This is a genomic window from Microbacterium algeriense, from assembly GCF_008868005.1.
Lineage (GTDB): Bacteria > Actinomycetota > Actinomycetes > Actinomycetales > Microbacteriaceae > Microbacterium > Microbacterium algeriense.
Genome location: NZ_WAAO01000001.1, coordinates 20,952 through 47,036 on the forward strand (window position 1 = coordinate 20,952; position 26,085 = coordinate 47,036).

The following is a 26,085-nucleotide window of genomic DNA, read 5'->3' on the forward strand; positions in this document are numbered from 1 at the left end:
ATGTCCGACCACGGTAAAGTCAGATACGGCCTGATTCTGGCCGCATCCGGAGCGATGATGGATTCCGTGGAGTCACCCTCGAACCGCACCCTGCATCTGCTCTCCCTGCTCCAGACCGGCGGCGAGTGGAGCGTCGTCGAGCTCGCCGAACGCCTCGACGCGAGCGCCCGGACCGTGCGCCGCGATGCCCAGCGCCTCCGCGACCTCGGCTACGACATCCACTCCCGTCCGGGTCCCGGCGCGGGATACCGGCTCCGCCCCGGAACGAAGATCCCGCCGCTGCTGCTCGACGCCGACGAGGTCACCACGATCATCACCAGCCTGCTCGTGCTCGAGACCTGGACCCCGGAAGACGCCTCCGCAGCGGTCGCACGAGGCAAGCTCGAACAGGTGCTTCCGCCCGCTCTCCGACGCCGCGCCGCCGCGACCGCGCTGTCCACACAGATCCTCCGCGCCGACCCGGCGCCGGTCGACTGGGCGCTCGCCGGACTTCTCGCCGACGCGGTCGCGCAGGGCGCCCGCATCGCCTTCGACTACACCGACCAGCACGGCCGGGAGACGCAGCGGGTGGTCGAACCGCACCGGCACTTCCTCCGCCAATCTCACTGGTACGTGGTGGGATTCGATGTCGACCGTGACGACTGGCGGCTGTTCCGGCTCGACCGCATCCGGTCCGCGCGGACGCTTCCCGGCACCTACGCGGGGCGCGAGTTCCCGTTCGCGTCGATCGAGGCCTGGCTCGCGAGCGACTTCGGTCGCGCGGAGCAGGGAGCGGACGGCTGACGCCCTTGCCTCGGACCCGCGCCTGCTTCCTCGGACGAGCTAGGACGCGGGTGGACCGGAGGCGGCGCGTTTCTCCGCGAGCACCGCCGTGGCGATGGCGACGGCAACCGTGCCCAGCAACCCGCTCCCGAGCAGCGTGAGTCCCGCCGGCCAGACCGTGAGGAACGTCACATCGACGAAGCCCCCGCCCGCAGGGGTCTCCTGGGCGATCGTCCCGTTCGCGGTCAGGGCGATTCCGACGATCAGCGCCAGCAGCGGCAGCACCCAAGCGGTGCCCCACGAGAGACGACGGAGAAACCTCTGCCGCTGCTGCCAGTCCTCGGTCTCGAGGTCGACCACGGCAGCGTGCTCCACGGCACGATTATCGGCCGGGGCACCGGACTCGGACGGAATGCTCATCCCCGCACCCTACGGAATCGCCACGACATCCCGGGTCCCACGCGCCGGCCATCTCCGCAGAGTACCGATATGCGCGCGTCCGCGGTTCGCCCCTGAGCACGATCCCCGGGTCGATGCAACCCCGTGGATCCTCGCCGCGCCCGACCTAGGCTGACCGCATGTTGAAGATCGTGTCGATCGTCCTCCGCGTCAATGACCTGCCCGCCCAGGCCCGGTTCTGGAAGACCGCGCTCGACTACGTGGAACGGGACCCCGCCGAAGACGACTGGGTCATACTCAAGCCGCGCGACGCCGAGACCCCGTGCATCGCCCTCGACGCTCACCACTCCGAACGGGTGCTGCCGCCGCGCATCCACCTCGACATCTACGCCGAGGACCAGGCGGCCGAAGTCCGTCGGCTCACGGAGCTCGGCGCGCGGGAGGTGCACTGGGACGGCCGCCCCGCCGACGCGGACTACGTCATCATGGAAGACCCGGAAGGGAATCGCTTCTGCATCGTCGACCGCCCGGACTGGGCTGGGTGGGACGACGGGCGCTGAGCAGGCCGCTCACACCTGACCGGGCCGTCCTTCCCGCTCCATCGCCTTCCGGTGGGATGTCAGTGCAGCGCGCACGGCCGAATAGATCACCAACCAGGCGACGACGACCCCGACCAGCAGGTAGCCGAGGTTCATGAGGAGGATGGCGAGAAGCGAGTCGCTGAACATGGGCCCAGGATGCCGCATGCGCCGAGCCGTCGGGGTCAGACGCCCCGCATCCGCCCGACAGCGGCCCGGACGAGCGCGGCATTGCCCGGGGCGGTGCTCCCGTCGGGGAGCAGAAGCGTGTCCTCGAGGCCGATCCGCGAATCCCAGCCGCCCTGCACGGCGACGTCGAACGCGGGCCAGGTCGACCCCTCCTCGCCATGCAGCAGGATCGGGACCCCGGGTTCTTCCAGCTCGACGTGGGCGATCATCCCCTCAGCGTGATCGCGCACGGTCTCGGCCGCCTCATCCGGAAGCTCGATCAGCACGCGCAGGCACTTTCCGCGCACGGGCGACCGCCTCCACACCTCGAAGCCCGCGGCGTCCCACAGTCCGGCCTCGACGCCGACGCCTCGCCGCAGCAAGGCCGCGGCCACATCGTCGGCGCCGGCCTCGTGCCAGTTGACGGAGGCGAAGTCGGGCAGTTCCTCCCAGGCCTCGATCGCCGCGAGACGCCGCGCGACGTCCGGCTCCGCCCAGGCCCCCGTGGTGACTCCGACCGGCACATCGGGGCACGCCTCCCGCACAGCTCGCAGCCACCGCGCGACATCGTCGGGGGCGAGGCTGTCGCGGCCGGCGGCGTCCTTCGGATGCACGTGCACCTCGGCAGCTCCGGCAGCGACCGCGCGAGCGGCATCCGCCGCGACCACCGTCGCATCCGCGCTCAGCCACGGATGCTCCGCGATGTCGCGCGCGCCGTTGACACATGCCTGCACCAGCATGCCTCGTCTCGACGGGGCGGGAGCGGAGCCGGACGCCACGCGCTCAGCCGATCAGGTCGCGGGGGTGACGGTCGTAGACGCTGTCATCCGTCGACGGACCCTCCTCGGTGCGCACGCTGTGTGCGACCTGACGTGCGACGGCCGCACCGCGTCCGACCTTCACGGCTTCTTCCTGGGTCTCGAAGCTGCTGCCCAAGGTGTGCGATTCGCCCTGGATCCGGTTGAACCAGATCCCGTTGCGCTGAAAAGTCTCGATGTCGCCTGCGGCCATGCGGGGATCCCTTCTCTCAGATCCCTTTCTACGTCAGGCGACGGACATACGAGAGGCCCTTGACACCCTCGGCCCGCACGTCCGATATGCCGGTCAGGGCCTCGCTGCGCGCACGGCCTCGCCCATCGCAGCGAGCGCCTCCCGCAGGATCGGTCGCGGCGTCGCGAACACCACCCGCACGAACTCCTCGTACCCGCGTCCGAGCAGCCGGCCCTCCGTGAGCACGACTCCCGCGTGCTCCCGGAAGAACTCCGCCGGCGGACCGTCGATCCCCAGCGCGCTCGTGTCGATCCACCCGATGTACGTCGCCTCGGGTTCCCGGTACACCGCTCCGGGGAGGTGCTGCGCCACGAGCGTCGCCAGCTCCCGCCGCGACCCGTCGAGGTAGGCGGTCACATCCGACAGCCAGGGCTTGCCCGCGCGGTATGCGGCCGTCGACGCCACGACGCCGAGAGTGGCCGCGCCGTGCTGCACCGCGAAACCGAAGCGTCGGTACAGCTCCTGATCCGCATGGTTCGAGGTGATCAGCTGCGCCGTCTTCAGCCCCGGGATGTTCCAGGCCTTCGACGCGCTCGTCCCTGTGACGGTGTGCGCGGCCGTCGCGTCCGACACGGACGCGTAGGGCACGAACGGCGCACCGTCGTACCGCAGCGGAGCATGGATCTCGTCGGCGAAGACGCGTCCGCCATGCCGCTCCACCACCTCCGCGATCGCCTCGAGCTCCTCCCGCCCGGCGATCGTGCCGGTCGGGTTGTGCGGATTGCAGAGCACGAGAGTCCGCGCCCCCGCAGCGAACGCCTCGTCGATCCGCTGGAGGTCATGCTGCCAGCGACCGTCCACCTCGACGCCGGGCACCTCGATCACCGGATGCCCGATCGCAGGCAGGTATGTCAGGAACGGCATATATGCGGGAGTGGGCACGATCACGGGCGAGCCCGCGGGCGCGTACTCCTGCACCGCCACCCCGAGCGCTGCCATGACGTCGGACACCGGATGCACGCGCTCCGGGTCGACGGTCCAGCCGTACTCCTCGCGCATCCACCCGGCCGTCGCCTCCCCGAGCTCCGCGGCCTGCGGCGGCGACAGATAGCCGAGGTTCTCGTCGTCGATCGCCCGGTGCAGCGCCTCGGCGACCACGGGCGCCACACCGAAGTCCATCTCCGCCACCCAGGCGCCGATCCGTCCCGGATGCAGGCTCCACTTGCGGCTCTGCGGCCGGTCGAGCGAGATCCGCGTACGCGCATCGAACGGGTGGGACGGACAGTCGTCGGGCATGGCTCCTCCACGGCAGGGTCCGACCAATCTACGGACGGGCGCTCCGCCGTGCACGTCGCGTTTCCATCCATGACGTCGACTCCGCTCCCACGCGCGAGGGGCCGCTGGTAACGTTCCCTTGGATCGTCGGCACCACACCCCGGAGGGCAGTATGAGCGAACGCGCGCGCCGCCCCACCGTGAAGGAGGTGGCGGTCCGGGCCGGCGTGAGCCCGATGACCGTGTCTCGCACGCTCTCCGGCGGACTCAACGTCAAGCCCGATGTGCAGCAGCGCGTCATGGAAGCGGTCGCCGAACTCGGCTACCACCGAAACGAGAACGCCCGCAGCATCCGCCCCGGTCACTCCAGCGGACTGATCGGCGTCGCGATCACGAACATCGCCAACCCGTACTACAGCACCTTCGCGCTCGGCGTCGAAGAGGAGGCGGCCCTGACCGGACGCCGCATCCTGCTCGGCAACACCTCCGAGGATGCCGCCCGCGAAGCCGACCTCGTGGGCGACTTCCTCGGCCGCCGCGTGGACGGCCTGATCGTGGTGCCCGCCGGCACGACCTCCGCCCACCTCGCGCACTCCCAGAACCAGGGCGTCCCCGTGGTGCTCGCCTCCCGGCGCATCGACGGACTCGCTGCAGACAGCGTGGTGCTCGCCGACGACGACGGCGCCCACCGCGGGACGAGCTCACTCCTCGATCGGGGCCACACCCGCATCGGCTACCTCGGCAACGCCCTGTCGATCTTCACCGGCGGACGCCGCTACGCCGGATTCGTGCGGGCCCTGGAGGAGCGCGGTCTCACCGTGGATCCGCAGCTCGTCGCGACGAACCAGCAGACCGTGGACCAGGCCCGCGAGGCCACGCGCACCCTGCTCGACGCGGAGCATCCACCCACCGCCATCTTCTGCGCCAACAACCGCAACGCCATCGGCGCGCTCAAGGAGATCAGCGCCCAGCTCGGCGACGGGACCAGAGCGCCCGCGGACTTCCCGGAGATCGTGAGCTTCGACGACTTCGAACTCGCGGAGCTCTCGCCCGTGCCGATCAGTGTGATCGACCACGACCCTCGCGAACTCGGACGCACCGCCGCACGGCTCCTCCTCGACCGACTCGACGGCGGCGAACGCGAGACCCCGCCCCGCGCCATCGAGCTCCCCGTGTCCCTCCGCGGCGTCCGCTGACTCCGGCCGTTCGGCATCGGGGGACGATTCCCCGAGGCCCGGACCAATCCCGGACGAAGTCGTAAAGGAAGGACGGGGGATCGTCCATCCCTCGGTCGATCGTCACCGGAAACAAGGGGCGTCGGCACGGGACTCTTCGGGGACCGACGACTCCTCCGTCCGAACCTCGGCCGGACGATTCCCCGAGGCCCGGACGAATCCCGGACAGAGTCGTGGAGGAAGGACGGGGGATCGTCCATCCCTCGGTGGATCGTCGGGTGAACGAAGGTGTTGACACCCCTCGACCTCATTGATAACGTTACCAATCATCGACGAGGAGGCCGGATGGAGCTGTGCATCGATTTCGGGGGCACCGAGATCAAGCTCGCCGTGATCGACGGCCACCGTGTGCTCGCCTCAGGCGGCGTCGCGGTGCAGGGTGGTCCGTCCGACCTCGCCGCCGCGGCCGTCGAAGCGCGCCGTCTCCTCGAGCAGACGGGCGCGCCGGAGGCCGTCGGCATCGCCGTGCCCGGGGTGGTCGAACCCGGCACCGGGCGGATGCTGCACGCCAACGCGAAGTACGACTTCCTCCGCGACCTCGACCTCAGCGCGTGGTCCCTCGCCGAGTTCGGAGTCCCCGCGGCGGTGGAGAACGACGCGCGCGCAGCCCTCATCGGCGAGACCTCGACCGGCAGCGCCGCCGGCACACGCGACGCGGTGCTCGTCACTCTCGGAACCGGGATCGGCACGGCTGTCCTGATGGGCGGGATGCCGCTCCGCGGACGCACCGGGCATGCCGGGATCCTCGGGGGACATCTCACGGTCGACCTCGACGGACCCGTCTGCCCCTGCGGCAACATCGGCTGCGGGGAGGCCCTCGCGAGCACGTGGGCGCTGGGCGCTTCGACGGGGGACGACTCTTCGACCACCCGACCGGAGGACGAAGCGGCGCACGTGGGGGGCGCTTCGACAAGCTCAGCGACCCGGGTCCAAGACTCCGCGACCCAGGACCAAGACTCCGCGACCCAGGACCAAGAATCACCGACCCAGGACCGAGGGTCAGCGACCCGCACGAACGGCTCCGCGACCCAGGACCAAGACTCCGCGACCCAGGACCAAGAATCACCGACCCAGCACCGAGGCTCAGCGACCCGCACGAACGGCTCAGCGACCCAGCCGAACAACTCCGCGACCCAAGACCAAGGCTCGGCGACGCAGGCGGGGCGGGTCACGATGGCGGAGGTGTTCGCGGGGGAGGCGCACCGGGAGATCCGGGAGCGGTACCTGCGGGTGTGGGGCGCGGTCGTCACGTCGCTCGTGCACTCGTACGACCCGGCGGTCGTGATCCTCTCCGGCGGCATCCTCCGCGCGGGGGACGCCGTGAGCGCGCCCATCGAGGCCTACGTGCGCGCGCACCTGTGGCCGTCGCTGACACCGCCCCGTTTCGTCGTCCCGCCGGAACCCGAGCTCTCCGTCGCGCGTGGACTCAGCGTCCTCGCCCGCGCCGGGCACCTTCACACCGCAACACCGCAGGAGGAACAGTGACCACCCCGATCAGCGACATGCACGAAGGGCACACGACCCGAGGTCGCTACGACACCCAGCCGACCGTGGCGCTGCCGGAGGGGGAGCGCATCCTCCGCGGTGCGGACGCATGGACTGCCGCCGCCGAACTCGCCGAGGCCTGCGCCCGCGTGACGGGCACCGCCCCGGTGCTGCTGGTCGACACGTACCCGGGCGTCGATGTCGAAGCCCTCACCGTGCAGGTGCGCGGGGCCCTGCCGGACTGGACGCTCGTCGACGTCGAGGTCGCCGCACGCCCGGTGGCGGAGGTCGAGCAGCTCATCGCGCCGAACCTCACGGACGACCGGGTCTTCGGCGTCATGAGCCACTTCACGCTCGACGACTTCTACGACGCCGGACAGCTCGACACCCTCGCCTCCTCCCTCGCCGACACGCCGACCGTCGTGATCGGGTGGGGTGCGGCACTGCTCGCCCCGCGCCTGGCCGGTCCGGCCGCGACGGTGCTGGTGGACATGGCCCGGTGGGAGATCCAGCTGCGTCAGCGGAAGGGCGCGACCAACTGGCGGGCTGCGAACCCCGACGAGGACAACCTCCGCAAGTACAAGCGCGGCTTCTTCGTCGAGTGGCGGGTGGCCGACCGCCACAAGCGCGGCCTGTTCGACACGGTCGACTTCGTCCTCGACGGCAACGCGATCGCCCCGGCCGAGCAGCACCCCGACTCCCCCGAGGCGGGCATGATCACCGGCGCCGCGTTCCGCCAGGCGCTCAAGGATGCCGCGCACCGGCCGTTCCGCGTCGTGCCGTTCTTCGACCCCGGCGTGTGGGGCGGGCAGTGGATGAAGAACCTCATCGGCCTCGACCCCTCGAAGGACAACTACGCCTGGTGCTTCGACTGCGTCCCCGAGGAGAACTCCCTCCTGCTCGAAGGGGAGGGCGGCGTGGTCGAGATCCCCGCGCTGGATCTGGTGTTCAGCCGCCCGGTCGACCTGCTCGGACCGAAGACCTTCTCCCGCTTCGGGGCCGAGTTCCCGATCCGCTTCGACTTCCTCGACACCATGGACGGCGGCAACCTCAGCCTGCAGGTGCATCCGCTGACCGACTACATCCAGAACACGTTCGGCATGCACTACACGCAGGACGAGAGCTACTACATGCTCGATGCGGGAGACGACGCGGTGGTCTACCTCGGCACCAAGGAGGGCATCGACCGCTCCGAGATGCTGCAGGACCTCGCGACGGCGCAGGACGGAGAGCACCCGTTCCCCGCCGACAAGTACATCAACTCGTTCCCGGCCCGCAAGCACGATCACTTCGCGATACCGGCCGGCACCGTGCACTGCTCCGGAGCGAACTCCATGGTGCTGGAGATCTCGGCGACGCCGTTCATCTTCACCTTCAAGCTCTGGGACTGGGGCCGGGTCGGCCTCGACGGCATCCCGCGCCCCGTGCACCTCGATCACGGGGCCCGCAACATCCAGTGGGACCGCGACACCAGCTGGGTCGGCGACAATCTCCTCGACCGGGTCGAGACCGTCCGCACGGACGGAGACGTGGTCGAGGAGAGCACCGGCCTGCACGAGCTCGAGTTCATCGAGGTGCGCCGGCACTGGTTCTCCCAGGGCGCCGACCACGACACCGAGGGCACCGTCAACGTGCTCAATCTGGTCGAGGGGGATGAGGTCAGGGTCGTCAGCCCCACCGGCGCCTTCGAGCCCTTCACGATCCACTACGCCGAGACGTTCATCGTCCCGGCGGCCGTGGGAGCGTACCGGATCGAGCGCACCGAGAACGCGCGCAGCACCCGCTTCGCGACCGTCAAGGCGTACGTGCGCGGTTCGCGCACGAGCGACAACTGAACACAGCACCTGCAATGCCGCACCACCCGAACGCAGGGGCCTCCTTCCCAGGAATCCCTTGCACCGCACTCATCACCTTGGTAGCGTGAATCCAGATTTCTGGTAACGATACCAAACGAACAAGGGAGTTCTGAATGATTTCGCGACGCAAGATCGCCGCCGCCGCTGCCGGTCTCCTCCTCGGCAGCCTGGCGCTGGCCGGCTGCTCCGGCGACTCCGGATCCGGAGACGGCGGAGAGGTGACCGGCACGCTGAACTTCTACACCGACAAAGCGGCGTGGAAGCCCGACTTCGAGTCGCTCAACGAGGTCAGCGGCGACGCCGTCGACATCACCCTCAAGACCACCGGCTACTCGGACGCCAACCAGTACGACGCGTTCATCAAGCAGTCGTTCCGCACCGACAAGTCGCCCGGCCTGTTCACCTGGCACACCGGCGACTCGCTCAAGCAGCTGGTCGACGAGGGGCTCGTCGCCGAGACCACCGACATCTGGAGCAAGGCGGTCGACGAGGGCTGGGTGAGCGAGGACCTGCGCGACAGCTACACGTTCGACGGCAAGCAGTACTGCGTGCCGATGAACATCGCCTACTGGATCATGTTCTACAACAAGGCCGCCTTCGCCGACAACGGCATCGAGGTGCCGACGACGTGGGACGAGCTGAACACCGCGGCCGAGACGCTGAAGGATGCCGGGGTCACCCCGTACTACCAGACCAGCGTGCTGTTCACCTTCCAGTGGTTCCAGCACCTGGTCGCCTCGACCGACCCCGACCTGTACGAGGGGCTCACCACGGGCGAGGTCAAGTACACCGACCCCGAGATCGTCGACATCATGAACGTCTGGCTCGAGGAGCAGCAGAACGGCTGGTTCAGCGACGCGGGCAGCACGACCGATCCCGCCGTCGGCCTGAAGCAGGGCGACTACGCCATGATCAACTTCGGCACGTTCTTCGCGGGCAACCTCGAGGGCGCGGGCATGACCTCCGACGACTACGGGATGTTCGCCATCCCCGCCGTCAGCGACGACCTCGATGCCACCCCGGTCGCCGTCGAGTCGGGCCCGATCTGCACAGCCGAGAACTCGAAGCAGCGCGACCTCGGACTCGCCTACGCCGAATGGTGGATGTCGCCTGACGCGCAGACCGCGTGGAACGATGCCCACGGCGACGTGGCGTTCAACCCGAAGGCGAAGGTCTCCGACCCGGCCCTGGCCGAGATCGGCGAGCAGATCGCCGGTGACGACTACATGCTCTACGACCGGTTCTTCGAGGCCATGCCCACCGAGATCGTGACCACCGCGATCGAGCAGTTCGGCGCGTTCAACGCCAACCCGGGCGACCCGATGCCGTTCCTGGAGAAGATCCAGGCCACCGCCGACAAGTACTGGGCAGAGCAGGAGTAAGCGGGCGGATGGCGCATCAGAAGACGCCGTACCAGTGGTCCGCCCGGGGCTTCGTCGCCCCGGGCGTGATCCTGGTCGCGATCCTGCTCTACCTTCCGCTGCTGTGGACGGTGTTCCTCAGCTTCACGGAGTACAACGGCCTCGGCAGCCCCGACTGGATCGGGCTCGACAACTACGTCGAGATGTTCACCGACGGCGACTTCGTGGGCTCCGCGATGAACACCGTGCTCTGGGTGATCGGCACCCTGATCATCCCGGTCGGCATCGGCCTGGCGATCGCGCTGCTCACCTGGAACCTCGGCGGCGGCATCTGGCTGCGCCTGCCCTTCCTGATCCCCTACGCCCTGTCCGGCATCGGCGTCGGCGTGGTGTGGTCGTTCATCCTCTCCTCGGGCGGGGCGCTCGACCAGGCGCTCGCCGCGTTCGGCGTCACCGATCCGCCGCGGTGGCTGCTGGATGCTCCGCTGAACACGATCGTGATGATCATCGCCTCGTCGTGGCAGGGCGTCGGCGTGAACGCGCTGCTGTTCACGATCGGCCTCCAGGCCATCCCGAAGGAGCCGCTGGAGGCCGCGCGCATCGACGGAGCCGGCGGGATCCGCCTGTTCACCAGCATCCTGTGGCCCATGCTGCGTCCGCTGACCGCCGTGGTCGTCGGACTCTCGATCGTCGCGAGCCTGAAGACGTTCGACATCGTGTGGGGCATGACCAAGGGCGGACCGGGCACCGTCTCGGAGACCCTCGCGCTGACGATGTACAAGGAGACGTTCGTGAACAGCGACTACGGACTCGGCTCCGCGATCGCGGTGTTCCTCACCGTCATCACGCTCCTCGCCTCCGTGCTCTACCTGCGCCAGCAGCTCTCCCCGAAGAAGGAGATGTGATGTCGAAGTTCATCCGCACCGCCGTGCTCGTCATCCTCGGGATCGTGTGGCTGCTGCCCGCTTACCTCCTCGTCGTGAACGCGATGAAGGACCCGATCACCTTCACCTCGAAGGAGTCCTGGGTCCCGACCGACTTCCACCTGTTCGAGAACTTCGCGCAGGCGTTCGAGCTCTCCGGACTCGGCAACAGCATCCTGAGCACCCTCATCTACTCGATCGTCTCGCCGACCATCGCCGTGCTCGTCGGCGCGGCGGCCGGCTTCGCGATCGTGGCGCTGCGCCTCAAGCGCGGGTTCCTGTGGTTCGTGGTGATCTTCGGCGGCACGGTGTTCCCGCTGCAGATGGTGCTGCTGCCGCTGTTCGACGCGTACTCGCGCATCGGTCTGTTCGACACCCGTGTGGGCATGGTCATCATCTACACCGTGATCTCGATCCCGTTCTCGGCGTTCGTGATGCGCAACTTCTTCACCGGCGTCGCGCACAACGTGTTCGAAGCCGCGGTGCTCGACGGCGCGACCACCTGGCGCATCTTCGTCCGGCTCTACCTGCCGATGGCGTCGAGCGCACTGGTCGCGATCTTCATCCTGCAGGCGACGTTCGTGTGGAACGACCTGCTGCTCGGTCTGACGCTCAGCCAGTCCGACGACATCCGTCCCATCATCACCACGCTGTCGGGCATGCAGAGCACCTACGGCGGCGCGCAGATGTCGGTCGTGCTCGCCGCGGCCGTGCTCGTCTCGCTCCCCACGGTGGTGCTGTTCCTGTGCACGCAGCGGTTCTTCGCCAAGGGCCTCGCGCTCGGGCAGTACTGACCCCACCCCGCCGCCCCTCCGCCGCGAAAGGCATCATGCATCCGCTCATCCCCACCGTCGAGGATCTGGCCGCCGATGCGGTCACCCACCACTATGACGACATGATCGCGCCCTCGGGCCTGACGAACATGCTCGGCACCGTCCGCGTCGACCACGACCTCACCGCCCTCGGCGCCGTGCAGTTCCCGCCCGTGTCGCAGGGACTCACGCAGACCGCCGTGCTGTTCGTCGACGGGCGACTGTTCGCCTCCTTCGGCGTCCCGGTGACGCACGAGTGGCGCCCGGACCGGGTGGTGCGACGCGCGACCGCGGGCGAGCTGGAGATCGAGACGACGACGGTATGCGTGCCGGGGCGGACGGCGGTGGCGATCGACATCGCGGTGCGGAACACCGGGGCGGTGGAGCGGGAGGTGCGGATCGGGCTGTCGGCCGCGGCGCGGGTGACCCGGTCCGCGGCGGCCTGGCTCGATGCGGAGTCTCCGTCGGAGCGCGACAGCGTGCTCGTCGACGGCGACCGGCTCGTGTTCGCCGCGGAGGATGATGCAGCCTGGAGCGTGCAGGGACTGGTCGGCGGATCGGCGGCGCTGAGCGGAGTGGCCGACGCCTCGGCAGGCTCAGCGACCCCGGAGTTCGACGTCGGCATCGGCGGGAACGGGCGCGGCGGCGACCTCGCCGTGACACTGTCGGTCCCGGCCGGAGGTGCCGACCGCACCGGATACGTGCAGGCGGTCGGACTCTCGGAAGCCGAGGCGGCGGAGACGTGGACGGCGGTCGCTGCGGACGTCCCGGGTGCGGTCCGGGCGGCGGAGGAGTTCTGGAACCGGCAGCTGCGCGCCGCCTTCGACCCTGACGACGACGAGTTCTCCGGTGCCCTGCCCGTACTGGAGACCACCTCCGCTCCCCTGCGTCGCCTGTACTGGTGGGCGGTGCTGGGCGTGATCTGGTTCCGGCGCGACTTCGCGGGCAACGTGCTCGGCCGGTCCTACGACACCCTCATGCCGAACTACTGGGGCACCACCACGTTCATCTGGGACTACAGCCTCAGCTCGGTCAGCCATGCCCTGCTCGACCCCGCCGAGATGCGCACCCAGGTGCGGCACTGGATCTCGCTCGACATCCACTCGCACTTCGGCACCTCCTCGCTCACCGGCGGCCCGGTCGGGCGCTGGTACTCGGTGAACGACTACGCCATGACGCGCCTCGTGCACGACTACGTGCGCTTCACGGGCGATGCGGCTTTCCTCGACGAGGTGGTCGCCGACGAGACGATCGCCGCGTCGGTGCGGCACTGGGCGACCGCATGGAAGGACTTGCGGCAGGACAGCGCGCTCGCGGACTACGGCGAGATCGACAACCTCCTCGAGTGCGTCAGCTCGTACACGCACGAAGTCGCCGGGCTCAACGCCGCGAACGTGTGGAGCATGCGCACCGCCGCCGACCTCGCCGACCTGCAGGGCGATGAGACGGCATCCGCTCGGCTGCGCGCCGAGGCCGACGCCCTGCTGCCGGCCGTGATCGACCGTTACCTGCCCGGCACGGGAGTCTTCACAGCGGGTCAGCCCGACGGCACCCGACTGCCCGTGCGGCACTGCTACGACTTCAGCGTGGTCGGCACCACCATCGCCGACGACCTGGCGCCGAGCGTGCGCGATGAGATGGTCGCGTTCTTCCAGCGCGAGCTGCAGACCGAGAACTGGATGCGCGCGCTCTCGCCGTGGGATCAGGATGCGAGCTACAGCGTGCGCCCCGACCATCAGTGGAACGGCGCCTACCCCGCATGGCCGGCCGACGCCGGACGCGCACTCGCGGCCCTCGGCGCCCCCGGCGTGCTCACCGACTGGATCGAAGGGCTGTCGCGCACCGCGAACCAGGGTCCGATGGGGCAGGCGCACTTCGTCGAGGAGGCCGTGCCGGGGATCCACGGCGGCGCCCGCAAGGCTCCCCCGCAGCTGCCGTACATCATCGACTGGGCGTGCTCCTCGTCCGGTGCCTGGATCGAACTCGTGATCGAGGCGCTGTTCGGGATCTCGGTCGCCGCGGACGGCACGGTGCGCGCGGCGGGCTGCGTCGCGGCGCTCGACCCGCACGCCGTGCTGCGCGGCCTGCGGGTCGGCACGCGCATCTACGACATCGACGCCTCCGGAGGCATCACCGAAGCTCCCGGACGGTGACCGGCACCACCGAAGCAGTACCCGAACACGAAGGAGTGATCGACATGAGAAGACGCACGATCGCGGCGACCCTCGCCGCGGCATCCCTCTGCGCCGGCGCGCTGTTCGCCGCCCCGGCGACCGCAGCCGTACCGACGGGAGGCGGACACGGCGGAGGCCACGGCCCCGCTCAGTGCTCCCTCGTCGACAAGACGCTCACGGCGACGGCGAGCGTGGATCAGAGCCTGACCGACGCCTTCACGACCTACGGCGACACCGGCGGCGCATGGACCGGCGGCGACAGCACGTACTCCCTGCCGCTGGGCAAGGGGAAGACGGGCTGGTTCTTCTCGGACACCTTCCTCGGCACCGTGAACCCCGACGGCTCGCGCCCCACCGACTCCCCCTTCGTGAACAACTCGGTCGTGGTGCAGGACCGTCGCGGCACCCTGACCACCATCACCGGCGGCACCCCCGACGACCCGGCCGGCATCATCCCGCCCGAGCCCGACGGCAAGTGGTACTGGATCGGCGACCCGACACCCGGCCGTGACGGGACCGTGCAGGTTCCGCTGCTGCAGTTCGCCCGCACCGGCACCGGCCAGTGGGACTTCGCCTGGACGGCGAACCGGCTCGCCACGCTCGACGGCGACACCCTGCAGCTGCAATCCATCGTCGACCTGCCGTCCGCGACGGGCATCAACTGGGGGTCCTGGACGCTCGAGGAACGCGGCACCACGTACATCTACGGCATCGCGGATCCCGGCGGCGTGCGGTCGGCCTACGTCGCGCGCGTGCAGGACCGGAACGGCCTCAAGGGCACGTGGACGTACTGGAACGGCACGGGCTGGTCGGCGGCCGAGACGGATGCGGTGCCCGTGGTGCCCTACGTCGCCAACGAGTTCAGTGTCGCTCCGTTCCGCGACGGGTACCTGCTGGTGACGCAGGACACGTCCGAGCTGTTCAGCACCCGCATCGTCGCGCGCACCTCGTGCTCGCCGACCGGGCCGTTCACCGACCCGGTCGAGCTGTACCGCACGCCCGAGACCGGTGCGCTCGGCAGCTACGGCGACCCCGACGTGTTCACGTACAACGCACACGAGCACCCCAACCTGCGTCAGGGCAACCGCATCCTGGTGTCCTACAACGTCAACACGTTCGACAACGTCGGCGACGTGTACGACGACGCGTCGATCTACCGTCCGCGGTTCATCGACGTGCAGCTCAAGGTCACCGGATGACCGACGACCGTGCGGCGCTCCGGGGGCTGCTCGCCTCCGGGGCGCCGCTCACCTGGGTGCTCACGGGCGACTCGATCACGCACGGCCTCATCCACACCCGCGGTGCGCGGAACTACGTCGACCACCTGCATGAGCTCATCCGCGGCGACCTCGGGCGCGTGCAGGATGCCGTGATCAACACCGCGATCACCGGATGGCGGGCGGATCTGATCCTGGACGACTTCGACCGCCGCGTCGCACACTGGCGGCCGGACGTGGTGACCCTGATGATCGGCACGAACGACTGCACCACGAAGTGGCTGGATCCGGTCATCGAGGCCGCGGACTTCGCGTCGTCGGTCACGGACTTCGTGGGACGGGTGCGCGCTCTGGGGGCCGTACCGGTGCTGCAGACGCCGCCCACCGCAGACCTCCGGCATGCCCCGGACCGCGCCAGGATCGGCGAGTTCGCGCAGGCGATCCGGGACGTGTCCACGCGGGAGGGTGTGATCCTCGTGGATCAGTTCGCCGCGTTCGCGGAGTTCTCCGCCGGGACCGGCCCCGGCAACGACGACATCGCCTGGGGACTGCTCGACGACGCGTTCCACCCCGGCGCCGCCGGCCACGCCCTCCTCGCGCTCGGCCTCGCGGAGCAGCTCGGGCTCGACCTCCCGGACTCCCGCGTGCGCACGGACCTCGCCGCGCGCGTGGCCCTGGCCCGGCACCCCGCCTGGCCCCCCGCCTGACCCCCCCCGCCCCCTGCCCCGCCGGGACGGATGTCGGGCCGCCCCCTGCCCCGCCCGGGACGGATGTCGGAGCGTGGCCTGCCCCGCCGGGACGGATGTCGGACCGGTCACCGGAGCCTGCGGACACCTGTCGGGCCGCGGGACGGATGTCGGGCCGGATGGGCTCGAACCCTCCAGCATCCGTCCATCCGCCCGACATCCGCCCCACCCGACATCCGTCCCGCCCGACACCCGTCCCACCCGGCATCCGCCCCGCCCGACATCCGTCCGACCCGACATCCGTCCGGTCCGACATCCGTCCCGCCCGACATCCGTCCGGTCCGACATCCGTCCCGTCCGACACCCGTCCGCGGAGGAGGCGTCAGGGCTGCACGTCGAGGACCCAGGTCACGCCGAAGCGATCCGTGAGCATGCCGAAGCCGGGCGACCAGGCCGAGGCGGCGAGCGGCTCGATCACGGTCGCACCTTCGGCGAGGGCGTCCCAGGACGACCGGAGCTCGTCGAGCGAGTCCGAGCGCAGGGACTGGAAGAACGTGCGGTCGGTGATCGTCGCCCCGTTCTCGCGCGTGGTCGTCCCGGCCGTCGCCGCGGGGTCGGCGTCGTCCACTCCCGGGATGTCGTAGGCCATCAGGCGGATGCCTCCCGGAGCGTCCAGCTGCCCGAAGACGAGCTTGTCGAAACCGGGCGTGCCCTCCGGCAGGCCGAACTGCCCGTAGGTGGCGGCGGTGACCGTGCCGCCGAACACCGACCGGTAGAAGTCGAGGGCGTCCCGAGCGGTGCCGCGGAAGTTGAGGTGGGTGGTCGTGATGAGGGTCATGACTGTCTCCTTGTGTCGCGGCCCGCCGTTCGGACCGCTCTGAGACAACGATCTCGACAGTAGAGGTCTGTTTCTGTCCTCTACCTGCGACAGACTGAAGAATATGACTGGAAGCTCGTCACGGATGCTCGCGCTGCTGTCGCTGCTGCAGACGCCGCGGGACTGGCCCGGCCGTGTGCTCGCCGACCGGCTGGATGTGAGCTCTCGCACCGTGCGCCGCGACGTCGATCGGCTGCGCGAGCTGGGCTATCGGATCCGCGCGATCAAGGGCCCCGACGGCGGCTACCGTCTGGACGCCGGCTCGGAACTGCCCCCGCTCCTCTTCGACGACGCGCAGGCGGTGGCGATCGCGGTCGCCCTCCAGACCGTGCCGTCGAGCGGCATCGACATCGACGAAGGCGCGGCGCGCGCTCTGGCCACGGTGCGGCAGGTGATGCCCTCGCGACTGCGGCACCGCGTTGACGGCATCCGCTTCACGGGATCGGAGAACACGACCAGAGTCGATCCGGCCGTGCTCGAGGCGGCGAGCGCTGCCGTCCGGGATCGGCAGGTGCTGCGATTCGACTACGGCGATGACGATCGTCCCGCCCGCCGCACGGAGCCGCACGCCGTGGTCGCCCGCGAAGGACGGTGGTATCTGCTGGCGTGGGACCGGGACGCGGACGACTGGCGCACCTTCCGTCTCGACCGGATGCGGCCGCGCGTGCCGACCGGCCCGTCATTCGCTCCCCGGCCGTTGCCTGCCGCCGACGCGCAGACCTACCTCGCGGCGAGGGCCAAGGGCTCGAGCACCGAGGATCGCTGGCCGTGCACGGGCGAGGTCGTGATCGAGCTCCCGGCGCGCGAGGTGAAGCCGTGGGTCGAGGACGGGGAGCTGGAAGAGCTCGCCGAAGGCTCCTGCCGCGTGCGGCTCGGCTCGTGGTCGTGGACGGGGATCCTCGCCGCCGTCGCACGGTTCGATGCGCCGTTCACGATCGTCGGACCGGAACAGCTCAAGGAGGCGGCAGGCGCTCTGGCGGAGCGCTTCACCGCGGCGACGGGCTCCTCCTCCTCTTGATCCGCCACCCGAGCCGGGACCTACTGCGGAGAAGGACGCCCCCGGGTCAGGTGCTCGACGGCCATCGTCGCGATCGGGATCATGTCGGCGGCGGCCCGCCCGTCGTAGAACGTGAAGCGCAGCCAGTCCGGGCCGACGCGGACGTCGAGCGCGGAGCGGCCGTAGAAGTCGACGCTCGAGAGCGCGGCATCCGCGCCCGCGACGGTCTCAGGGCTCGCGCCGTCCAATTCCTCGAACGCCCATGCACCGGCTGGAAGCGTGGTCAACGAGACCAGGGTGGCGTCTTCGTAGATGTTCAGCCCCTCCGCATACAGGCAGAGCTGGCCGCCGTCCTTCACGTAGTAGACCTCCGCGGGGATGCCCCATCCACCCAGCATGGTGAAGTCGGTGATCTCGACGTGCGTGCCGAGCTCCGCGGCGACCTCCTCAGCGGTGAGCAGGCTCTCGCAGCGCGCAGCGGCGATCTCGCTCGGACCGACCTCGACCTCTCGGAGCGTGTTGGCGGCGGACACCAGGATGCCCTCGAGCGCTTCGTGGACGCGGCCTTCGTCCGCCTCGGTGATCCCTGGGGCCCTCAGCGAACCGGACATCAGGACCTCGCCGTCGCGGAGGTCGATGATGCAGGAGCTCGGATAGCACCGGACCCCTGTTGCGCCATTCTCACCCGCGCCACGTTCGGCGGCGCCGTCGAGGATCCGCTGCGCATCCGGGACGATGGCGATCCCCCAGTAGGCGTCGGGCGACGACTCGGGGTCGAACTTTTCGGGGTCGCCCGCCGAGCAGGCGATGCCGCCCGCCCGCTGCATCATGTGCTGGGCAGGACCGGGGTACCAGTTCGGAGCGGAGGTGAGGCCCATGACGTCCTTCTCTCCGCCGACGGAGCCGCCCAGCAGATCCGCGATCACGTCGTTCACGTCGGCGCACGTGACATCGAACGCCGCCTCGGGCGCCTCGATGGGCTCCTCGGTGGGAGTAGGCGTCGGGGAAGGAGTCGGCGACGAGGCCGACGGACTCGGAGACACCTCCGGAGTCGGCGCACACCCGGTCAGGATCAGGACGGTCACGAGACTGAAGAGAACGAGAGGACGCACACGCACGCTGCCACCCTAGGGGCGCGCGGACGGACGGCTGCGGAGCGGTGCACAACGATCTGATGACGACCGCAACGCGGTGCCAGCACGCCGTCCGCCGCACCCGCACCGGCCCGAGATCCGGCCCCCACCCGCGCCGGTAGACTGAATCTGCCCCGCCGGCCCCTTCCTTTGGAGTGCGCGTGACCACCGCCCCTGCACCTTCCCCCCAGCACGTCCCCGACTCCGTCGAGAACGCGATCGCGACCCCCGAGAAGGAGCAGCCGTACGGCGCCCTCGGACTCAAGGACGACGAGTACGCGCGCATCAAGGAGATCCTCGGCCGCCGACCCACCTCGGGCGAGCTGGCGATGTACTCGGTGATGTGGTCGGAGCACTGCTCCTACAAGTCGAGCAAGAACTACCTGCGCCGCTTCGGCCAGAAGGTCTCCGACGAGATGAAGGAACGCCTCATGGTGGGCATGGGCCAGAACGCGGGCGTCGTCGACGTCGGCGAGGGCTGGGCCGTCACCTTCAAGGCCGAGTCGCACAACCACCCCTCGTTCATCGAGCCGTTCCAGGGCGCGGCCACCGGCGTCGGCGGCATCGTCCGCGACATCATCTCGATGGGCGCCCGCCCGGTCGCGGTCATGGACGCCCTGCGCTTCGGTGCGATCGACCACCCCGACACCGCCCGCGTCGTGCACGGCGTGACCAGCGGCATCAGCTTCTACGGCAACTGCCTGGGCCTTCCGAACATCGGCGGCGAGACGGTCTTCGACTCCGTCTACCAGGCCAACCCCCTCGTGAACGCGCTCGCCGTGGGCGTTCTGCGCCACGAAGACCTCAAGCTCGCCAACGCGACCGGCGTCGGCAACAAGGTCGTCCTCTTCGGCGCCCGCACGGGTGGCGACGGCATCGGCGGTGCCAGCATCCTGGCCTCCGACACGTTCGCCGACGGCGGCCCCACCAAGCGCCCCGCGGTGCAGGTGGGCGACCCCTTCGCCGAGAAGGTGCTCATCGAGTGCTGCCTCGAGCTGTACCGCGGCGAGCTCGTCGAGGCGATCCAGGACCTCGGCGCCGCCGGCATCTCGTGCGCGACCAGCGAGCTCGCGGCCAACGGCAACAGCGGCATGAAGGTCTCGCTCGACAACGTGCTGCTGCGGGACCCCTCGCTCACGGCGGAGGAGATCCTCATGTCGGAGTCGCAGGAGCGCATGATGGCGATCGTCGCTCCCGAGAAGCTCGACGCCTTCATGGCGGTCGTGAACAAGTGGGAGGTCGAGACCTCCGTGCTCGGCGAGGTCACCGGCGACGGACGCCTCATCATCGACTGGCAGGGCGAGCGGATCGTCGACGTCGACCCCTCGACCGTCGCGGTCGACGGCCCCGTCTACGACCGCCCGGTCGCCTACCCGACGTGGATCGACGCCCTGCAGGCCGACGCCGCCGAGAACCTGCCGCGCTCTTCCGAGCCGGCCGTGCTGCGCGAGCAGTTCCTCAACCTCGTCGCCTCCCCGAACCTCGCCGACACGAGCTGGATCACGAACCAGTACGACTACTACGTGCTCGGCAACACGGCCCTGAGCTTCCCCGACGACGCCGGCATGATCCGCGTCGACGAGGAGTCCGGCCTGGGCTTCTCCATCGCGACCGACGCCAACGGCCGCTACTGCCAGCTCGACCCGTACGCGGGTGCCCAGCTGGCCCTCGCCGAGGCGTACCGCAACGTCGCCGTGACCGGCGCCGTGCCGACGGCCATCACCGACTGCCTCAACTTCGGCTCTCCCGAGAACCCCGAGGTCATGTGGCAGTTCGGCCAGACCGTCGACGGCCTCGCGGACGGCTGCTACGAACTGGGCACCCCGGTCACCGGCGGCAACGTCTCGTTCTACAACCAGACCGGCGACGTGCCGATCCACCCGACCCCGCTCGTCGGCGTGCTCGGCATCATCGACGACGTCTCCCGCCGCATCCCGTCCGGCTGGCAGGACGAGGGGCAGAACATCTACCTGCTCGGCACCACGTCGACCGAGCTCTCGGGTTCCGCGTGGGCCGAGGTCGTGCACCAGCACCTCGGCGGCCTGCCTCCGAAGGTCGACCTCGCGGGCGAGAAGCGTCTCGCCGGGCTGCTCGCCGCGGCCCGTGACGAGTGGCTCATCTCCTCGGCGCACGACCTCTCCGAGGGCGGCCTCGCGCAGGCCCTGGCCGAAGGCGTCATGCGCTTCGGCGTCGGTGCCCGCGTCTGGCTGAACGAGATCATCGAGCGCGACGGCGTGGATGCCGCGACCGCCCTGTTCTCCGAGTCGACCGGTCGCGTGCTCGTGACCGTGCCGCGCGAGGACGACGTGAAGTTCCGCGGACTCTGCGAGGGACGCGGCTACCCCGTCGCCCGCATCGGGGTCACGGACAGCGAGCCGCAGCTCGAGGTGCAGGACGTCTTCACCGTCTCGGCCGCCGAGCTCCGCGAGCGCTCGCAGGCCACGCTGCCGTCGTACTTCGGTCCGACCGTCACGGAGCCGGTGGCCTGATGAGCGGCGACGGCCTCAGCGAGGACTACGGCGACCTCGGCGAGAAGCGCAACCGGCGCATCCGCATCATCGCGTGGACCGTCATCGTCGCGCTGATCCTCGGTGGCGGCGGCGCGACCGTGCTCACCCTGCTCCTCGGCTGACCCGGGCCCGCGTCGCAGATTCGCATCCGCGTCGCAGATTCGCGCCCGCGTCGCAGATTCGCATCCGCGTCGCACATTCGCATCCGCGTCGCACAGATCCAGGACATCGCTGCGACCTCGGTGCGAAACTGCGACCCCGCGACGGGTCCGTGATGGCGCCCGCCTGCTGCTGAGGCCGCGACTCCCGCACTCGAGGCGGCCACGACCACCCGCGCCGCGTCGCAGATCCGCACCCGCGTCGGCCGGATCCCGCACATCCATGCGACCTCGGTGCGAAACTGCGACCCCGCCCCTGCCGCAGCCCACCCCCGCCCCGCGACACCCCGGCCCCGCCCCCCCCGGCCCTACACGCCCGCCCCGCAGAGCCGCGGAGCCAGCACCGGTTCTGCACCGCGGCGGGTTCTCGGCAACTCTCCCCGCTCTCCTGCGCGCACTCGTCCCGGCACCCGCCCTTGGGGGAACCCCCGAGAAGGATGCGAGGCACACGAACGAAGGGGATGGCATGGGCGACGGGAAGCTCGAACTGATCGAGAAGCTGCTGGCGAAGGCCGAGAGCACGACGCCGGAGGAGGCGGAGGCGCTGACGGAGCACGCCGAGCGGCTGATGCTGAAGTACGGCATCGATCAGGCGCAGGTCGATGAGCGGCGGCGACGACAGGGGCAGGCGCCCGAGGAGATCGTGCAGGAGCAGATCCTCTTCACGGGCACATACGCGCGCGACTTCCGAGAGCTCGGAACGGGCATCGCGCTGGCCCTGGGCGCGGTCCACCCGCTTCACGCGGACCGCGGGGCCGGCTCGATCCTCTATCTCGTTGGTCATGTCTCGGATGTGGCTCAGGTGCGGAGGCTGACCGCATCCCTCGAGGTGCAGGCGAAGGTGGCGATGCGGGCGTGGTGGGCGGAGCATCGCGAGCGGTATCACGCGTGTACGGAGAGCGAGCGACGTCGCGCGAGGAGCGGGTTCCTCCGCGGATTCGCGGCCGGCGCGGTCGGCCGTCTCGTGGAGGCGCGGCGGGCGGTCTGGGAACACGTCGGTGACGGCACCGCTCTCGTGCTCGCCTCGCGCCGAGACCGGGTGGATGCTGCGGTCGATCGCATCCGGACGCGGAGAGGGCGGGCCCGAGGCAGCGCCGATGGCAGCGCATTCGTTCACGGGCACCGCTCCGGCCGACAGGCCCACACCGGCGAAGGCGCTGTCACCCAGAGAAGAGGGGCTGACGATGAGTGACCCCGTACGTCCGTGCGACGATCACCGATTCCGGGCATCGCCCGCCTTCCCGGAGGACGCTCAGCGATCGAAGAGGTACCGCGCCAACGCGACGACCGAGTCGGGGTCGTGCGTCTCGCGTCCGAGCGACTCGACGATGATGGCCCCGAGGATCGCACGGCCGAGCTGCTCCACGGGGGCCTCCTCCGGCAGCTGTCCGTCCCGGATGCCGCCGCGCAGACGCTCCGACAGGTACTTCTCCACTCCCAGGCTCTCGCCGAGGTGGGCACCGACCGCCGCGTCTTCGGTGGCGGCGGCGACGAGCGAACGGAGCAGGGCACCGCCCTCGGGGGCTTCGAGGATGCCGAGCACGCTGCGCAGCCAGGTCTCCACATCGGTGGCGAGGTCGCCGGTGTCGGGCACGACGAAGTCGACGGGGATGAGGCGGCCTTCGGCGAGACAGTCGGCGATGAGCGCCCCGCGCGAAGGCCACCAGCGGTAGATGGTCTGCTTGCCGACCCCGGCCTCCTTGGCGATGCCCTCGATCGTGAGGCGGTCGTACCCCTGGTTGTGGAACAGTCGTGCGGTGGCGTCGAGGATGGCCTCTCGGGCGACGGTGCTGCGCACGGGCCCGCTGCGATGCTCGTTCACCATGCGTTCAGGATAGCCACAGATCCCTAGACGAGACGTGCCGTATGCTCTTCAGGTCTGAAGGAGATCACGTGGCTGCACTGCTGTTCCGTCTGGGTTCGTTCGCTGCACGCAGGGCGTGGACGGTGATCGTCTCCTGGGTCGTGATCCTCGGCATCGGAGTCGGCGCGTTCCTCACGCTCGGCGGCACCTTGAGCAACAGCTTCGACATCCCGGGCACGGCCTCGGGCGCAGTGACCGACCAGCTCGCCGAGAAGCTTCCGGACACGGCGGGAGGCACCGGCACGGTCGTCTACCGCACCGACGACGGCGAACCCTTCACGGACGAGCAGAAGCGTGAGATCTCCGACCTCGCGGCGAGCGCCGAGGACCTCGACGGGGTCGCCTCCGTGGTCGATCCCTTCGACGCACAGCAGCAGCAGGACGAGCAGGCACAGAAGCTCGCGGACGGCACGAAGCAGATCGACGACGGACGCACGCAGCTCGACGCGGGTCAGGCCCAGCTCGACGCCGGCCGCGCCCAGCTGGAGGCCGGCAAGCAGCAGCTCTCGGACGCCCGTGCCCAGGCCGAGGCAGCCGGAGCCCCCGCAGCGCAGCTCGCCGCCCTCGATGCGCAGCTCACCGCGCTCGACGGCCAGCTCTCCGAACTCGAGGCCCAGCAGGAGACGCTCGACGCGAACCGCTCCGAGCTCGACGACAACGAGAAGCAGGTCGAGCTCGGCTCCACGCTCCTCGACCTCGCCGACGGCATCGGCGTGGTCTCCGAAGACGGCTCGACCGCGATCGTGAACATCTCGTTCGTCGACCCGCGCCTCGAACTCTCCGAAGAGGTGAAGCAGTCCGCGATCGCGCACTTCCAGGACGAGCCGATCGACGGCGTCGAGGTCGAGTTCGGCACCGACATCGCGCAGGGCGTCCCGGAGATCTTCGGCATCGGCGAGGCGGTCGGACTCGCCTTCGCCGCTGTCGTGCTGATCGTCATGCTCGGCTCCCTCGTGGCCGCCGCCCTCCCGATCGTCACCGCCATCGTCGGCGTGGGTGTCGGCGTGACGGCATCGCTGGCGTTCTCGGGTGTCGTCGACATGGCGTCGGTGACCCCGGTCCTCGGTGTCATGCTCGGGCTCGCGGTCGGCATCGACTACTCGCTCTTCATCGTGAACCGGCACCGCAAGCAGCTGCTCGCCGGCGTGCCCGTCCGCGAGTCGATCGGACTCGCCACAGGAACGTCCGGCACGGCCGTGGTCTTCGCCGGCACGACAGTGATCGTCGCGCTGCTCGCGCTCAACGTGACAGGTGTGCCGTTCCTCGGGCTCATGGGAACCGTGGGCGCCGTCTGCGTCGCGGTGGCCGTGCTCGTCGCCATCACGCTCGCCCCCGCGATCCTCGGCCTGGTCGGTCCGCGTCTGCTCAGCCGTCGGGCGCGCGCCACGATCGGCCAGGAGCACGCCGCGGGCAAGCCCGTGAAGCGCATGTCGACGCTGCGTGCCGTCGTCACCGCGGTCGTGAGCGTCGTAGCCCTGCTCATCATCGCCATCCCCGCCATGTCGATGCGTCTCGGCCTGCCCGACGGTTCCAGCGAGCCGAGCGACTCGACCAGCTACCGCGCGTTCCAGACCGTCGACGAGCAGTTCGGCGAAGGTGCGAACGGTCCGCTGCTGGTGACCGCGACCCTCGACGACGCCGTGAGCGACGACGACCTCCTCGCCACGCAGGTCACGATCGCCGAGAAGATCGCCGACCAGGACGACGTCGTGGCCGTGGCACCCATCGCCGCCTCCGACGACAACACCCTGCTCGCGTTCCAGGTGCTTCCCGAGGAGGGACCGAACAGCGCGTCGACCGAGAAGCTGGTGCAGGATCTGCGCTCACTGCCCGAGATCGACGGCGGTATCACCCTCGGCGTCGCCGGCCAGGCGGCCATCAACATCGACATCTCCGAGGCCCTGGCGAACGTGCTGCCGCTGTACCTCGTGGTGGTGGTCGGACTGTCGCTGCTGATCATGATCGTGGTGTTCCGTTCGCTGCTGGTTCCCCTCATCGCGACCGGTGGCTTCGTGCTCTCGCTGTTCGCGACGTACGGCCTCATCGTGGCGGTGTTCCAGTTCGGCTGGGGCGCCGAGATCATCGGCCTGCACAGCACGGGACCGATCCTCAGCTTCCTGCCCGTGATCCTGGTCGGCATCCTGTTCGGGCTCGCGATGGACTATCAGCTGTTCCTCGCCTCCGGCATGAGGGAGGCGTTCGTGCACGGGGCCTCCGCACGCGATGCCGTGGCACAGGGCTTCCGCGCCGGACGCTCGGTCGTGATCGCCGCCGCCCTCATCATGGTGTCGGTGTTCGGCGGGTTCATCTTCTCGGAGTCGACGATCATCCGCTCGATCGGCTTCGGCCTCGCGTTCGGCGTGCTGCTCGACGCGTTCGTCGTGCGGATGCTGCTGATGCCCGCGCTCATGCACCTCCTCGGCCGTTCGGCCTGGTGGCTGCCGCGCTGGCTCGACCGGATCCTGCCGAACGTCGACATGGAGGGTGCAGCGCTCGAGCGCGACCACCCCGGCATGAAGGCCGTCGCCGTGCCGACGACGACCGACAGCATCCCGACCACCCGCGGCTCCGGCCGTTCCGCCTAGCCGCTGACCGGCGCGTCCGCGGAACGGCCCCGGCGTCGGCG

The 26,085-nt window shown here is 69.8% G+C and carries 24 protein-coding genes; 16 read left to right on the forward strand and 8 right to left on the reverse strand.

Going from position 1 to position 26,085, the window contains the following annotated elements; genetic code table 11:
• Positions 1 to 57 precede the first annotated feature (57 nt).
• Positions 58 to 783, forward strand: coding sequence for a helix-turn-helix transcriptional regulator (locus tag F6A08_RS00115; RefSeq protein ID WP_151459056.1), 726 nt, complete (start codon positions 58 to 60; stop codon positions 781 to 783).
• Positions 784 to 822: 39 nt separating this feature from the next.
• On the opposite strand, the gene F6A08_RS00120 is transcribed toward F6A08_RS00115, so the two are convergent.
• Positions 823 to 1,182, reverse strand: coding sequence for a hypothetical protein (locus F6A08_RS00120; RefSeq protein ID WP_151458253.1), 360 nt, complete (start codon positions 1,180 to 1,182; stop codon positions 823 to 825).
• 158 nt (positions 1,183 to 1,340) lie between these two features.
• On the opposite strand from F6A08_RS00120, the gene F6A08_RS00125 reads away from it, so the two are divergent.
• Complete coding sequence (locus F6A08_RS00125; protein WP_151458254.1) at positions 1,341 to 1,721, forward strand: VOC family protein; 381 nt, start codon at positions 1,341 to 1,343, stop codon at positions 1,719 to 1,721.
• 9 nt (positions 1,722 to 1,730) lie between these two features.
• On the opposite strand, the gene F6A08_RS17555 is transcribed toward F6A08_RS00125, so the two are convergent.
• The 4 genes from F6A08_RS17555 to F6A08_RS00140 all read right to left on the reverse strand — a co-directional run bounded on the left by F6A08_RS17555 (position 1,731) and on the right by F6A08_RS00140 (position 4,193).
• Positions 1,731 to 1,889, reverse strand: a complete 159-nt coding sequence (locus F6A08_RS17555) for a hypothetical protein (RefSeq protein ID WP_192576650.1) — start codon at positions 1,887 to 1,889, stop codon at positions 1,731 to 1,733.
• Between the two features lie 35 nt (positions 1,890 to 1,924).
• The gene (locus F6A08_RS00130) at positions 1,925 to 2,647 is read right to left on the reverse strand and encodes a 3-keto-5-aminohexanoate cleavage protein (protein WP_151458255.1); all 723 of its coding nucleotides are present in this window, start codon (positions 2,645 to 2,647) and stop codon (positions 1,925 to 1,927) included.
• 43 nt (positions 2,648 to 2,690) lie between these two features.
• On the reverse strand, positions 2,691 to 2,918 hold the full coding sequence (locus F6A08_RS00135) for a DUF2188 domain-containing protein (RefSeq protein ID WP_124894576.1): 228 nt from the start codon (positions 2,916 to 2,918) through the stop codon (positions 2,691 to 2,693).
• A 93-nt stretch (positions 2,919 to 3,011) separates the two neighbouring features.
• Positions 3,012 to 4,193, reverse strand: a complete 1,182-nt coding sequence (locus F6A08_RS00140; protein WP_151458256.1) for a MalY/PatB family protein — start codon at positions 4,191 to 4,193, stop codon at positions 3,012 to 3,014.
• 151 nt (positions 4,194 to 4,344) lie between these two features.
• Here F6A08_RS00140 and F6A08_RS00145 point away from each other — a divergent pair, with 151 nt between their 5' ends.
• The 9 genes from F6A08_RS00145 (at position 4,345) to F6A08_RS00185 (ending at position 15,941) form a co-directional block, all read left to right on the forward strand.
• Positions 4,345 to 5,367: a LacI family DNA-binding transcriptional regulator gene (locus F6A08_RS00145; RefSeq protein ID WP_151458257.1), complete on the forward strand. Its 1,023-nt coding sequence runs from the start codon at positions 4,345 to 4,347 to the stop codon at positions 5,365 to 5,367.
• A gap of 324 nt (positions 5,368 to 5,691) precedes the next feature.
• Positions 5,692 to 6,891 (forward strand): ROK family protein, encoded by a 1,200-nt coding sequence (locus F6A08_RS00150; RefSeq protein ID WP_151458258.1) that lies wholly within the window; start codon positions 5,692 to 5,694, stop codon positions 6,889 to 6,891.
• On the forward strand, positions 6,888 to 8,726 hold the full coding sequence (locus F6A08_RS00155; RefSeq protein WP_151458259.1) for a class I mannose-6-phosphate isomerase: 1,839 nt from the start codon (positions 6,888 to 6,890) through the stop codon (positions 8,724 to 8,726). Before F6A08_RS00150 ends, F6A08_RS00155 begins: the two co-directional genes overlap by 4 nt.
• Positions 8,727 to 8,860: 134 nt before the next feature.
• Entirely contained in the window at positions 8,861 to 10,129 is a 1,269-nt protein-coding gene (locus tag F6A08_RS00160) for an ABC transporter substrate-binding protein (protein ID WP_151458260.1), read from the forward strand.
• Between the two features lie 8 nt (positions 10,130 to 10,137).
• The gene (locus tag F6A08_RS00165) at positions 10,138 to 11,013 is read left to right on the forward strand and encodes a carbohydrate ABC transporter permease (RefSeq protein WP_124894570.1); all 876 of its coding nucleotides are present in this window, start codon (positions 10,138 to 10,140) and stop codon (positions 11,011 to 11,013) included.
• The gene (locus tag F6A08_RS00170) at positions 11,013 to 11,825 is read left to right on the forward strand and encodes a carbohydrate ABC transporter permease (RefSeq protein ID WP_151458261.1); all 813 of its coding nucleotides are present in this window, start codon (positions 11,013 to 11,015) and stop codon (positions 11,823 to 11,825) included. Before F6A08_RS00165 ends, F6A08_RS00170 begins: the two co-directional genes overlap by 1 nt.
• 35 nt (positions 11,826 to 11,860) lie before the next feature.
• The gene (locus F6A08_RS00175) at positions 11,861 to 13,996 is read left to right on the forward strand and encodes a glucosidase family protein (protein ID WP_225855677.1); all 2,136 of its coding nucleotides are present in this window, start codon (positions 11,861 to 11,863) and stop codon (positions 13,994 to 13,996) included.
• A 44-nt stretch (positions 13,997 to 14,040) separates the two neighbouring features.
• Entirely contained in the window at positions 14,041 to 15,216 is a 1,176-nt protein-coding gene (locus F6A08_RS00180; protein ID WP_225855678.1) for a DUF4185 domain-containing protein, read from the forward strand.
• Positions 15,213 to 15,941, forward strand: coding sequence for an SGNH/GDSL hydrolase family protein (locus F6A08_RS00185; RefSeq protein ID WP_151458262.1), 729 nt, complete (start codon positions 15,213 to 15,215; stop codon positions 15,939 to 15,941). Before F6A08_RS00180 ends, F6A08_RS00185 begins: the two co-directional genes overlap by 4 nt.
• Positions 15,942 to 16,302: 361 nt before the next feature.
• Here the strand turns inward: F6A08_RS00185 and F6A08_RS00190 are convergent, their stop codons facing one another.
• The gene (locus F6A08_RS00190; protein WP_151458263.1) at positions 16,303 to 16,758 is read right to left on the reverse strand and encodes a VOC family protein; all 456 of its coding nucleotides are present in this window, start codon (positions 16,756 to 16,758) and stop codon (positions 16,303 to 16,305) included.
• Positions 16,759 to 16,861: 103 nt separating this feature from the next.
• Between F6A08_RS00190 and F6A08_RS00195 the strand changes: the two genes are divergently transcribed.
• On the forward strand, positions 16,862 to 17,815 hold the full coding sequence (locus F6A08_RS00195; protein ID WP_151458264.1) for a helix-turn-helix transcriptional regulator: 954 nt from the start codon (positions 16,862 to 16,864) through the stop codon (positions 17,813 to 17,815).
• 20 nt (positions 17,816 to 17,835) lie between these two features.
• Here the strand turns inward: F6A08_RS00195 and F6A08_RS00200 are convergent, their stop codons facing one another.
• Positions 17,836 to 18,912, reverse strand: a complete 1,077-nt coding sequence (locus F6A08_RS00200) for a hypothetical protein (RefSeq protein ID WP_151458265.1) — start codon at positions 18,910 to 18,912, stop codon at positions 17,836 to 17,838.
• A gap of 176 nt (positions 18,913 to 19,088) precedes the next feature.
• Here F6A08_RS00200 and purL point away from each other — a divergent pair, with 176 nt between their 5' ends.
• The 3 genes from purL (at position 19,089) to F6A08_RS00210 (ending at position 22,787) form a co-directional block, all read left to right on the forward strand.
• The gene (gene purL / locus F6A08_RS00205) at positions 19,089 to 21,416 is read left to right on the forward strand and encodes a phosphoribosylformylglycinamidine synthase subunit PurL (RefSeq protein ID WP_151458266.1); all 2,328 of its coding nucleotides are present in this window, start codon (positions 19,089 to 19,091) and stop codon (positions 21,414 to 21,416) included.
• Positions 21,416 to 21,559 (forward strand): hypothetical protein, encoded by a 144-nt coding sequence (locus F6A08_RS17560; RefSeq protein ID WP_017202962.1) that lies wholly within the window; start codon positions 21,416 to 21,418, stop codon positions 21,557 to 21,559. Before purL ends, F6A08_RS17560 begins: the two co-directional genes overlap by 1 nt.
• 502 nt (positions 21,560 to 22,061) lie before the next feature.
• A complete protein-coding gene (locus F6A08_RS00210; RefSeq protein ID WP_151458267.1) occupies positions 22,062 to 22,787 on the forward strand; it encodes a DUF2786 domain-containing protein in 726 nt (241 codons plus the stop codon).
• A 60-nt stretch (positions 22,788 to 22,847) separates the two neighbouring features.
• Here F6A08_RS00210 and F6A08_RS00215 read toward each other — a convergent pair whose 3' ends face one another.
• Positions 22,848 to 23,420, reverse strand: coding sequence for a TetR/AcrR family transcriptional regulator (locus tag F6A08_RS00215; protein ID WP_124894561.1), 573 nt, complete (start codon positions 23,418 to 23,420; stop codon positions 22,848 to 22,850).
• A 68-nt stretch (positions 23,421 to 23,488) separates the two neighbouring features.
• On the opposite strand from F6A08_RS00215, the gene F6A08_RS00220 reads away from it, so the two are divergent.
• Positions 23,489 to 26,044, forward strand: a complete 2,556-nt coding sequence (locus F6A08_RS00220) for an MMPL family transporter (protein WP_151458268.1) — start codon at positions 23,489 to 23,491, stop codon at positions 26,042 to 26,044.
• The last annotated feature ends 41 nt before the right edge of the window (positions 26,045 to 26,085 follow it).